This is a genomic window from Enterococcus sp. 3G1_DIV0629 (assembly GCF_002141285.1).
Taxonomy (GTDB): Bacteria; Bacillota; Bacilli; order Lactobacillales; family Enterococcaceae; genus Enterococcus_B; species Enterococcus_B lactis.
The window spans coordinates 203,136-213,408 of sequence record NZ_NGLI01000004.1 but is presented as its reverse complement, the minus strand read 5'-3'; the positions used below and the strand labels follow the sequence as shown (position 1 = coordinate 213,408).

General features: G+C 35.0%; 5 protein-coding genes. All 5 read right to left on the bottom strand.

Features of this window, described 5'->3' with window-relative positions; translation table 11 throughout:
• On the bottom strand, nucleotides 1–3,286 hold a 3,286-nt coding region (locus A5816_RS16395), incomplete at its 3' end, for a hypothetical protein (RefSeq protein ID WP_179189738.1).
• A 341-nt stretch (nucleotides 3,287–3,627) separates the two neighbouring features.
• Complete coding sequence (locus A5816_RS15160) at nucleotides 3,628–4,647, bottom strand: DUF916 and DUF3324 domain-containing protein (protein WP_086311679.1); 1,020 nt, start codon at nucleotides 4,645–4,647, stop codon at nucleotides 3,628–3,630.
• Nucleotides 4,648–4,836: 189 nt separating this feature from the next.
• Complete coding sequence (locus A5816_RS15155; protein WP_086311678.1) at nucleotides 4,837–5,058, bottom strand: hypothetical protein; 222 nt, start codon at nucleotides 5,056–5,058, stop codon at nucleotides 4,837–4,839.
• 161 nt (nucleotides 5,059–5,219) lie between these two features.
• Nucleotides 5,220–5,570 carry an LPXTG cell wall anchor domain-containing protein gene (locus A5816_RS15150; protein ID WP_086311677.1) on the bottom strand — a complete coding sequence of 117 codons (351 nt, stop codon included), beginning with the start codon at nucleotides 5,568–5,570 and terminating at the stop codon, nucleotides 5,220–5,222.
• A gap of 18 nt (nucleotides 5,571–5,588) precedes the next feature.
• The gene (locus A5816_RS15145) at nucleotides 5,589–10,214 is read right to left on the bottom strand and encodes a BspA family leucine-rich repeat surface protein (RefSeq protein ID WP_373404619.1); all 4,626 of its coding nucleotides are present in this window, start codon (nucleotides 10,212–10,214) and stop codon (nucleotides 5,589–5,591) included.
• Nucleotides 10,215–10,273 lie beyond the last annotated feature (59 nt).

Genomic DNA, 10,273 nt, shown 5'->3' with positions numbered 1-10,273 from the left:
TCAATGGTTCAATTGGAATCGAAAATTTCCCATCTTCTGTGGTTTCTGCTTGCCCTATCTGTGTCCCCTCGTCATAGAGCGTGACGGTTGCTTTCTGACTGACTTTTCCTTCTAAAATCGTTGATTGGTCATTCACTGAAGACACCCATTCAAACACAAATGGTTCTTGATACCCACTAGAATTTCTTGGATCTGAATTTCTCAAATAAGGTAAAGTCCCTTTTGTGACTTTCTCGGTTTGCCAAATATTCTCCGTATTCCAACCAAGCTGTTTGGTGTAAAAGTTTTCCTCTTTGAGAGTGGTCTCTTCGATAGCTTTTACATCTAATTTAGTGATTCCAGTACTCGATTTCCCTGTAGCTGTAGATAGTTCATAGTTATTTTGATAGGTCTTTGAATTATTGTCTTCTTCCATAAATTTCAGACGGTCCTCATCGACATTGCCAATAGAAAAGGAATTAGATTCATCGATTGAAGGCGTCCCATAACTATAGGTACTGCCAATAAACCCTTGACCATTCTTTATGTCAGCTGAAGAATACGTATTCTTGATTGTTCCCGAGATAAAGTTTCCCGCAAGCCCTCCAACTCGAAGGTCTCCGACCTCATTTCCTGTCACCGTTCCTTCATAAACATACGTATCTGTGATACTTGTATTTTCACCATAACCTACAATCCCCCCAGCAAACGATCCTATAATTTCATTGCCTTGAGAGGAACACTGACTGATAACACTATTTTTAGCTTCTCCTAAGAAACCGCCAATCGAATATTTGACTCCTTGTTTGATACTCGCCATGCTATTAAGCACGTGAACATCTCTAATTCTAGCAGTTTCTGCTTGATTCGATAAAATTCCTGTATGTGCTTCTTGATCCTTAAGACTAAAATCTTTTAGAATCAAAGATTCAATTGTTGCATTCTTTAAAGTACCAAATAATGCGGATGTGCCATTAGTAATTATATGGCCGTTTCCTTTTAAGTTTCCTTCAAAGTTTTTAATTTCTTTAGCATTTGTAGGAACTTCAAAATCCGAAATAATTGAGATCGTTGCTTTAGGATCTGCCGTAACTACATCATATAATTCATCATAGGAACTAACTTCTTTGATTTGAGAAGCATCATAACCGAAAGCATCATTTTTAAAGGAATTCGTTAATGAAGTATAATCTTTGTAAAGAGTTTGTTTGATTTGATAAAAATCATCGATTGAATTTTCAAATGTTTTCTTAAGATCAAGATAAGACATGCTCTTCAAGCCTTTTTTTCCTACTGTCTCTCGATTCTTTAGATATTTTTTTTGAGTGTAAGAACGATAAGTAACTGATGGGTCATTTAAAGCTACTCTCAATGAGTTGATTGACAGTTCATCTACGTTTTCATAGTTCCAATCCTTTTGTGAATTGTTAAAAACATTAAACCGTTTAAATCCTTCCCATCCGTCTTCAGATACTATTGTATTTATAATACGATGTGTATGCTGAAAGAATTTTCCATTTGCTAAAAAGTAACTGGAATATGAAAGAGAAGTGCCGTAACCTTGGCCTCGATTTGTCAGAATATTGTTATTGGTATCATCCGGTTCCATAATTACCAACCCGTGATTGATTAAATCATCAATACTTTGAAGATTCATTGCTTCTAATTCTGAAATTGTTAATGGTTTTGCATCGAATGAAGTATTTGAATCAAAAATACCTTCCAATACTCCTGAATCTACATTGATAGGAATTTTACGAATATATTTTACTTGTTCAGATAGAGGCATCTCTAATACTACATCTGCAATTACTGCATCCATCGCATAAATAAAATTCTCTGAGTTTTTAGTCATTGTGACTAAATCTTCTTTGGTTTGGATTTCGTTCACGTCTGAATTGATCGGATAATCCGTTCCGTATCCAATGTTCTTATTATCTGCGTAAGTGTTAATATACGATCCAGTATTTCTACCAACATTATAAATAAATGTAGTTAAAAACTCTCCCCCAGCGCTTAACAAGTTATTCATTGAATGACCCAATTCATGCGCAATTGTAGATGGATCATAACCATTTTGTTGTAGCGAGATATATTGATAACCACCAACGGCACCGTTCCCATGGTGTGAACTAAAGTTTTCACTCGGTAATAGTAAATTTTTAGCATAATCATCTGTTTCATCTAAAAGATTCCAATTAGGTGCCCACAAAACAAGCTGTCCAATTGAAGAGTCTACTTCTTCCTTATGATCATAGGTTCGATAGAAAAACGCTTCTTCATTTTTGATTGTTCGTACGGCATTTAAAACGTCTTCTTCTTTATCATTTCCTGATACTATCATTAACAATCGGTATGATTCAATTAACGTCAAGTTACTTCCGGGTTTTTGTGTCAATAAATAAGGTAAATTTTCTTTTAATGCCCCGTTTCGATTCCAAATTCCTACATCATCTTCTTCAGTTAATGCCGTATCCATCTTCACGACTCCGTTAAAGTAATCGTAAAACCATGTAGAATAATCTGTACTTCCCGTCTCTTTTTTAACAAACCATTCAATCAATTCACTGTAAGATTTATCTGTAAACTGTGAATAAACTCGTGTTTTCTTAAATGTATTTCCCACATTCTTACTTAATAAAGCTTCATAATTATCTGCCTTTAATTCTTCTGCGAAATCCAGCACTTGGTCGATTTCCCATTGTTGATCTGTTGTAAGTTCTGCTCCTTTAAAATACATCAATTCCCACAAAGAGCCCTCTCCAATTGAAACGTCATACCATTTTCCTAAATATGTTGCCACAAATAACAATTCATTGAAATGTTCTTCAACTTGCGTTTGCTTAATTTCTGGAAATGCAGTGAAAAGTGCCTCGAAAAATGGTGTTCCTTCTTTTTGTAAACGGGCATACGTTTCCTCTAAACCAATTCGATCAAACGATTCACCTGTATGTGTATCTCCATCCGGAATAGTTCCTTCTTTTTCACTTCCAAAGGAAGATAAAATAGTTTCAAAAGTTGTTTCTTGTAATCGTTTATTTAAATTGTTAATTTCTTCTCGATGCTCTTTTATAATTTGATTATCTATATATTTGGAATGAACTAAAGTACTAAAGTCATTCCCTTTCTTATGAGTGGTAATTTCCTTTAGTACCAAATTTTCCGTTGATAAACTATCCAGGCTATCTGCCTCTACTTGTTTTTCAACAATAGAATGTAATATATCCACTACTGGATCCGTAGTTGCTGCGTAGGCTGCTCCACTTAGGGTCAAAATACTACATCCCAAAATTAAATATCTTTTCATAATATAAATTCCTTTCTTGAATTATTAAAAAAATAAACGAAAAAAGGAATTATTTAATTTCTAATTCTCATTTTTTCTCCCCCATTTTTCAAATTAGTTACCCAGTAATTCTAACAATTGTATTCGAATGAAAAGAATCAGTTCTTTTGTTTATTTTTACCTAATTATGAGTTTTGTTTTTCTCAAACATAAATTATTAACAAATTAAAATCTCCCATTTATTTTTAGACATATGAATCATCATTTATAATAATAAAAGAGTAAAATAGAAGATTTTTTAACTCCTATCTTACTCTCTCAATATTTCAGCTCTTCATAAATTTGATTTTCTACATACTAGATTACTTTTTACTAACCTTTTTTTTATTTTTTATAAACCAAAGAAATACTACTATAAATATTAGAAGTAAAATCCCCAAAACATATAATAGATAATTAGGTTTAGGTTCATCTGTTATAAATACAGAATTCTTATTATATTCTTTTGCTTCTTTAGCCGTAATTGTAAAATCTTGACTAAAATCAAATGGTTCACCATCTGCAGTCCCAGAAATTTTCATTGTATATTCTCCTGGAATAAATTTCTTATTTTCAAGACTAATACCAAAATTAAAATTTGAATTAGGAGCCATGCGCATAGCATCATTAGAAGCTTCATAACTTAACTTATCTGTTCCTTTTTGATAGACCTGAGCTTTGACAGTCAATTCACGTATAATCCTCGGAGCCTTATTTTGTAAATTAGCACTAATATAGTTTCTAGAATTACGTTGTTCTGTAAAAACTTTATTTAGAGCCATTTCTGGAGCTACTTCTTCATCTGACTCATGTAATAACACTCCAATTGTATAGGCAATATTATTTTCAACAGCATTTTTTTGTTGTTTTTTCTCCTCTTCAGTTTTTACTTCTGTAAATCTTAATCCACCTAAGATTTCTCCTTTAAATGCATCTTTTGGTATCTCAATATTAATGTTGGCCACTGCTGTGCCCTTTGCTGGTACGTTTACTTGCTCAGTTTCTGCTTTAGCTATTTTGTCAAATGCTACTTTTAAGCTTGAATCTTGTTGTTCTGTTTTTAAATAAGATGTTATTCCATTATTATTCGTTGATGCTGTATTTGTTTCAACCTGAATTTTCATATTTTTATCTGAACTATTGTAGATTTCTACTTGGAGTTTTAACTTTTGATCAGGAACAACAGTTAAATCGTAATAAGAACTTTGGACCTCGCCTGTCTCTGGATCTAATGGGGATACTGAAAAACCTCCACTTTCCTCTGCCAATACTTTAGGACTAATTAAAAATATAGAAAAGATAAGAAAGAATAAACTAATTATCCCTTTTATTTTAGAATTCATTTTATTATATTCTCCTTTTTGTTTACTTAATACATCTTATTCATTAATATTTTACTTCACCATTCTAACTAACAATGAGAGAAAAATAGTCTCAAAAAACAGCACTATTTATCGTTAAATATGACTCTTTTAATAAAAAATCACATAGATTAAAAATTATGCTTCATAATTATGGTCAGCAGCAGTCATTTAAAAGCTATTTAGTTTCGTAACTTTCTCTTTGAATGTATTTACCAAACTAAAAGTACTAAAAACTTTCTTTCCTATTTTGAGAGGCTTGTGTCTTTCTATTTCATTTATCTTTAATAAAAGAATATAATTTTCTTTAACCTTTCCAGTATAAATCACTCCTTTTTGTAGTTTTTTTATTTTTTTACCTTTTCCATCTATTAACGGCAACATACGATTCACCCAAAGTCTTCCTCCTTTTATCAAATATAAAGTCCATTTTTAAATTCCAATTTTTCTATTTAAGAGTTGAAAGGTAAAAAGAAAGTAGGTTTCTTGAAAGAAACCCACCTTCTTGTTTGTCTACATAGAACTAAAATTTCATTATTGACCTTATTTCTTGTTTACTCTCGTCCATACTTCCTTATGAAAATACATGCCATCGTTGTTTGTACCAGTAAAATTCCTATTACCAGTAAAATAATCGAACGATGCTCACCCGTTTTAGGCAATGCTCCTGTATTTCCAGCTGAGCTATTTGTAGCTGCTCCCTGATTGTTTGGTGTTTTACTACCAGTCTCATCGGAAGGCTCTTCACTAGTAGAATCAGAGTCCGAATGACTACCCTGATCTTCCACAAACTGAATGCCGGCCTCTACCGAGACCGTATTGCTTTCCGCATAACCGGTCACTGTCGTTACACCTAAGAATAGCGACAGTAGACTCAGAATAAACAACGTCCTCATTCTTTTCATCTTATCGTCTCCTATTCTTTAAGGTGCACTTCTTAGTTCAAAGGTCACATCTGCTTGATACGTTTCATCTGTTTTTAATTGATTACGATCATGCACTACTGCTTGTAGACCTTTTTCTTCCGCCCATTTGATTTGTTGTTCATGATGCTCTTTTGGGGTTTCTCCAGAAACTTCATGTTGATTGATCAACGTTTCTGTTTCACTTAATTCATGCTTGGTATTCGTTTCATCGACATAGGTGATACCTAAGGTTTTTAACCCGATTTCTTGATTAGAAGAATCTTTAAACGGCGCAACTGTCGCAACTAGATCCCAATCTTTACGGGCAACATCAGAATCCGTAACTGATTTGGCTTTCGTTCCTCTAAAATCAGTGATGCCGATTTCCCAATCTTTGTCCTCTCTTGCAATCAGTTGTTCATTGAGATCCGTTGATAATTTTGTGGCATTAAATCGTAATTCTTGTGGGACATCTTTGAAACTTAATCCCCCATTCTCTATCACACGGTTGGTGGTAGTTGAACGGCTGTCTGGTAAGACCATATCGCCATTGATCAGTTCCAGATTGGCATCATAATCCAGTTCATATCGGAAGGTTGGCGCTGTGGAGACCGTTGTATTGTTCCATGGCGTTCCTTTCCACGTGATTTTATACTGATTGCCATAGGCAAGATCAGGTAACGCATAACTATAGGTATGCTCCCCATTGGTTGTGCCCTCATCGGTCACCGGAATCGTTAGAGTCGCTACATAATTTCCCAAAGCGTCTTGTTCTTCTACCAGTAGTTCTGGCTCAAAATCCACTGTTTCTGTGGTAAAGAGTTTCCCTTTAATCGATTTAGCGATGCGTCCTTGAGCTGATGCAGTGCTATGGCCGATCTTCCATACCAAGCGATCTTCTTGACCAACAGTCATCGGATCGTTGCTTTCTAAGGTTACGCCTAATTGTGAACTAATATCCCAGACGTATGTGTCAGGCTGTGTCCCATCATATTGACTGGTAAAATCAGCTCCTGAATCATACCGCACATGACTGTTCACCCCTACCCATTTATGAGTCGGATAACTGTCAAATTGTTCGACACCACTAAATTTGAAATTACTGCCTAATTTAACAGATCTTAGATTATCAGAACCATTGAACATGGCAAACATATTCGGCGCATTACTTGTAGAAAAACTACTTAAGTCCAAATGTTGTAAGGAAGAACAGTAACCAAACATAAGCCCCATAGTGGTTACATTGACTGTATCAAAGTGACTTAGATCTAAACTTTGTAAACTACTACAATACTCGAATACGTTGTTCATACTTGTTACGTTACTTGTATGAAAGCTACTTAAATCTAAACTTTTTATACTAGTACAATGAGTGAACATCTTATTCATACTTGTTACTTTACTTGTATCAAGTTTTTCTAACCCTACAAATTCAATCAAATTAGGTAAATTTGCAAATAACAAGGTACTATCTTCTGGTGCCGTGAGACTCTCGACAAACTCGATTTTTTGTATTTGATCAGCGGAGACTTCTCCTTTTTCCCAAGGAGTTCCTTTATTTCCTTCAAGTGTTCCAGCATAAACAGTCAGTGTACCGGTTGTTTCATCAAACACGTATGGAGCGGTTCCCCAATAGTTTGCCTCTTTTCGAACAAACGTATCCGGTTGGCTACCATCGTAGTTGTTCATAAAATCAGCACTTGTTGCGTACATCACAGACGTATGCTTACCTGACCAACTACCATCGAGTAGATTAACTGTATCATTAAAAATGGATTTTTCTCCTAGTGTTAATTCATTCAAACTACTACAACCTTTGAACATGAGTAACATACTTGTCACTTGATTCGTATCAAAGCTACTTAGATCTAGACTTTGTAGGCTACTACATCCATTGAACATGTAGAACATAGTTGTTACTTGGCTCGTATCAAAGCTACTTAGATCTAGGCTTTGTAAGCTACTACAACCACTGAACATATTTTCCATAGTTGTCACTTGCTTCGTATTGAAGCTGCTCACATCTAAACTTTTTAGGCTGCTACAACTAAAGAACATAGTGTACATATTCGTTACTTGACTGGTGTCAAAGCTATCATCCATAGTGACACTTTGGAGATTAGTACATCCATAGAACATAGAGCCCATATCCGTCACTTGACTCGTATCGAAGCTACTTAAATCTAAACTTTGTAAACTACTAGATTTATTGAACATAGCGTTCATACTCGTCACTTGGCTCGTGTCAAAATGACTTAAATCTAGACTTTGTAAGCTACTGCAATAAGCGAACATGGCATCCATATTCGTCACTTGACTGGTATCTAATTTTTCTAGACCACTAATTTCTTTTAAGTTTTGTAGAAAATTGAGCATATCAGAGGAGAATAAGTACTGACTGTCTTTTGGAGCAACGACCTTGCCAAATAATTCGATTTTTTGAATTAAATCACCCTTTATATACGACGTGCTTGTATTCCATGGAGAATCTTTGTAAGTTCCGAGTGTGCCAGAATAAATGGTCATCGTTCCTGTCGTTTCATCAAAGGTATAGGGTGACGTTCCCCAATACTTCATACCAGTGGTTCTTATGAAGGTATCGGGTTGGCTACCATCGTAGTTAACCATAAAGTCATTACTTGTTGCATATGGAACTCCTGTATTTTTTCCTAACCAAGTTCCATCTGGTAAATGAACTGTATCATTAAAAATGGATTTTTCCCCTAGGGTTAATTCATTCAGCTTCCTAGTTTCAGCAAACATATCAGTCATATCCGTTACGTTGGCTGTATCAAAATTGTTGCCTATGTTTAAAATTTTTAGATTGGTACAATTTTTGAACAAGTTTTTCATATCTGTAACTTGACTCGTGTTCCATCCGCTTACATCAATATTTTCTAAACTACTACAAGTATTAAATAGCCCTTGCATATTTGTTACCTTACTCGTGTCAAAATGACTGACATCTAATTTCTGTAAGCTGCTACATAGATAAAACATACAATATAAAGTAGTAACATTACTTGTATTAAAACTGTTTAAATCCACTGTTTGTAGGTCCGCACAGCCCCAAAACATTCTACCCATGTCTGTTACTTGCCTCGTATCAAAACTACTTAAATCCAAACTTTGTAAACTTTTACATTCATAAAACATTGCCATCATATTCGTTACATTGCTCGTGTCAAAATGACTTAGATCCAAACTTTGTAAACTGCTACAAGTAGAAAACATATCATACATATTCGTTACATTGCTCGTATCAAGTTTTTCGATCCCTGTAATTTCTTGAAGATTAACTAATCTTTTAGCTGGGTCATCCGCACTAAACAATCGGCTACTATCTTCTGGTGCAACCACTTTACCTACCAAGTCAATCTTCTGAATCTTCTCAGCAGATACTTCACCTTTTACCCATGGTTGTTGGCCATTTTCACCTAGGTTTCCACCATAAACGGTCATCGTTCCTGTCGATTCATCAAAGATATAAGGCGCCGTTCCCCAATATCGAACATTATCGATTTTTAGAAATGTATCCGGTTGGCTACCATCGTAGTTATTCATAAAATCGGCACTCGTTGCATATAAAACAGATGTATTCTTGCCTAACCAGCCACCATCTAGTAAATCAACTGTGTCATCAAAGATGGATTTTTCTCCCAATGTTATTTCATTTAGACTACTACAGCTATTGAACATGTACAACATGAGCCCGCTCCTCACTTGACTAGTGTCGAAGCTACTTAAATCTAAGCTTTGTAGATTACTACAGCCATGAAACATGCTCACCATGTTCTCCACTTTACTGGTGTCGAAGTTACTTAAATCTAAACTTTGTAAGTTACTGCAATAAGCGAACATTTTCTCCATACCTATCACTTGGCTCGTGTCAAGGCTACTTAGATCTAGACTTTGTAAGCTAGAACAGCTGTTGAACATACCGGTCATCTCCGTCACTTGGCTCGTGTCGAAGCTACTTAGATCTATACTTTGTAAATGTAAACTACTACATCCATTGAATAAATAACGCATATTCGTTACATTACTTGTATCTAGATTAGTTAATCCATCAATTGATTTAAGATTAGTCAGTCCATCAAATAGAAATTGACTATTTTCTGGTGCAACTACGTCCCAAATCAATTCAATCCTCTGAATCTTCTCAGCAGATACTTCACCTTTTACCCATGGTTGTTGCCCATTTTCGCCTAGGTTTCCACCATAAACGGTCATCGTTCTTGTCAATTCATCAAATGTATAGGGTGAGTTTCCCCAATACCTTATTTCAGATGCACTTCTAACAAATGTATCCGGCTGGCTACCATCATATTGGTTCATGAAATCAAAAGAATTGGGATAAACAACATGAGTATTTTTACCAATCCATCCCCATCGGTGTGAGCTTTGTAGGGTACTATCCCGAATAAAGGATTTTTCTCCCAATGTTATTTCATTTAGCTTATTACAATAAGCGAGCATATTGCCCGACCTCGTCACTCTGCTTGTATCGAAACTACTCAAATCTAAACTTTTTAGACTAGTACAGTCTTGGAACATGCCAAACATATCCGTCACTTGGCTCGTATTCCAACTACTTAAATCTAAACTTTGTAAACTACTACAGTCTCGGAACATGCCATACATATCCGTCACTTTGCTCGTATTCCAACTACTTAAATCTAAACTTTGTAAACTACTACAGT

Excerpts from the sequence above, each read along its gene's own strand:
- A5816_RS15145 (WP_373404619.1), bottom strand. The coding sequence starts at position 10,214 with ATGTATGGCATGTTCCGAGACTGTAGTAGTTTACAAAGTTTAGATTTA.
- A5816_RS15160 (WP_086311679.1), bottom strand. The coding sequence starts at position 4,647 with ATGAATTCTAAAATAAAAGGGATAATTAGTTTATTCTTTCTTATCTTT.
- A5816_RS15150 (WP_086311677.1), bottom strand. The coding sequence starts at position 5,570 with ATGAAAAGAATGAGGACGTTGTTTATTCTGAGTCTACTGTCGCTATTC.